Origin of the sequence: Pseudacidovorax sp. 1753 (genome assembly GCF_040544975.1) — a bacterium.
Lineage (GTDB): Bacteria > Pseudomonadota > Gammaproteobacteria > Burkholderiales > Burkholderiaceae_C > Xenophilus.
Genome location: NZ_JBEPKY010000057.1, coordinates 1 through 1,612, shown reverse-complemented (window position 1 = coordinate 1,612; position 1,612 = coordinate 1). Strand labels below are relative to the sequence as shown.

At 67.1% G+C, this 1,612-nt stretch carries 1 protein-coding gene; it reads left to right on the top strand.

Features of this window, described 5'->3' with window-relative positions:
* The first annotated feature begins 114 nt into the window (after positions 1-114).
* Positions 115-1,596, top strand: coding sequence for an IS5 family transposase (locus ABIC63_RS29855; RefSeq protein WP_354322464.1), 1,482 nt, complete (start codon positions 115-117; stop codon positions 1,594-1,596).
* Positions 1,597-1,612 lie beyond the last annotated feature (16 nt).

The following is a 1,612-nucleotide window of genomic DNA, read 5'->3' as shown; positions in this document are numbered from 1 at the left end:
AGTCGGCCCTGCAAAACCCCGCCACCCCGCATGAATGCTGGATTCCTTGCGGCTGGCGGTACACCGAATCCCCCAGGAATCGTTGGACAGGCAGCTGATTTCTGAGGGATTTGCATGGCCGAGCGCAGCGACACGCCCGACTTCTTCCGCCCCCGCCTGGCCGACATGATCGACCTTCGCCATCCGCTGGCGGTGCTGGCCAGCCGCCTGCCTTGGGCACAGATCGAAGCGGCCTTGACGCCTTACTTCGCACGTCGTGCCCGCCCCGGCCGGTTACTCGAACAAGACGATCTCTTCGGCCCCTCGCTGCAAGTCGCCGGCGCTGGCGTCGCTGCCGCAGGGCGCCCGCGCCTGCCCATCCGCCTGATGGCCAGCCTGCTGTACCTGAAGCACGCCTTCAAGCTCAGCGACGAGGAACTGGTTCAGCGCTGGGCCGAGAACGTCGTGTGGCAGTTCTTCAGCGGCATGACCTACTACGAGCCGCGCCTGCCCTGCGATGCCACGCAGATCGGGCGCTTTCGAGCCGCCATCGGCGAGGCCGGCGTGGAGGAACTGCTCAAGGCCACCATCGACACGGCCGTGTCCTCCAAGTCGATCCGGCCCGCCGAGTTCGAGCGGGTGATCGTGGACACCACGGTGCAGGAGAAGGCCATCGCCCATCCGGTGGATTCGCGCCTGCTGGAGATCGCGCGCCACAAGGTGGTGGTGGCCGCCAGGCGGGTGGGCATCGCCCTGAAGCAGACCTTCGTCAAAGAAGCCAGGACACTGCGCCGGCGTGCTGGCGGCTACGCCCACGCCCGACAATTCAAGCGCCTGCGCAAGGTGCTCAAACGCCAGCGCACGATCCTGGGCATCGTGCTGCGCGAAGTGCAGCGCAAGATCGGTGAGGCCAGCCATGAAGCCGGCGAAGCCGCCCGGTCGAATCTGCAGACGCTGATGCAGCGCGCCGAGCTCATCCGCTGCCAGCGCCCGAAGGACAAGGACAAGCTCTATGCCCTGCACGCGCCGGAGGTGGAGTGCATCGGGAAAGGAAAGGCCCGCAAGCCCTACGAGTTCGGCGTGAAGGTGGGCGTGGCGATCACGCACCGGCAGGGCCTGATGGTGGGCGCGCGCAGCTTCACCGGCAACCCGTATGACGGTCACACTTTGGCCGAGCAACTGCAGCAGGTGCGCATCCTGACCGAGGACACGGGGGCCAGGCTCAAGGAGGTGGTCGTGGACCTGGGCTTTCGGGGTGTAGATGCAGACAACCCGGGCGTTCAGATCATTCACCGGGGCAAGTTCAAGAGCCTGACGGCGCTGCAGCGGCGTTGGCTCGCGCGGCGCCAGGCGGTGGAGCCGGCCATCGGGCACCTGAAGCAGGACCACGGGATGGAGCGGTGCTGGCTGCGAGGGGACACGGGCGATGCGTTGCACGCGGTGCTGTGCGCGGCAGGCTACAACATCCGATGGCTGCTGCGCGCCATCGTGCGCCTGGGCCTGCGGGGCCTTGTCGTGCCCTTGTTTGCTGCGCTCGTCATGCTGGTGCACTCGCTTGCAGTGGCCTCGGGCGTGGGCAAAGCCAGGGCCGCTCGCGTCGGCTGGGTGGCTCTCTGAATTTTGCAGGGCCGAC

Bases quoted from the DNA above. Each gene is read 5' to 3' on its own strand.
- ABIC63_RS29855 (WP_354322464.1), top strand. From the start codon at position 115: ATGGCCGAGCGCAGCGACACGCCCGACTTCTTCCGCCCCCGCCTGGCC.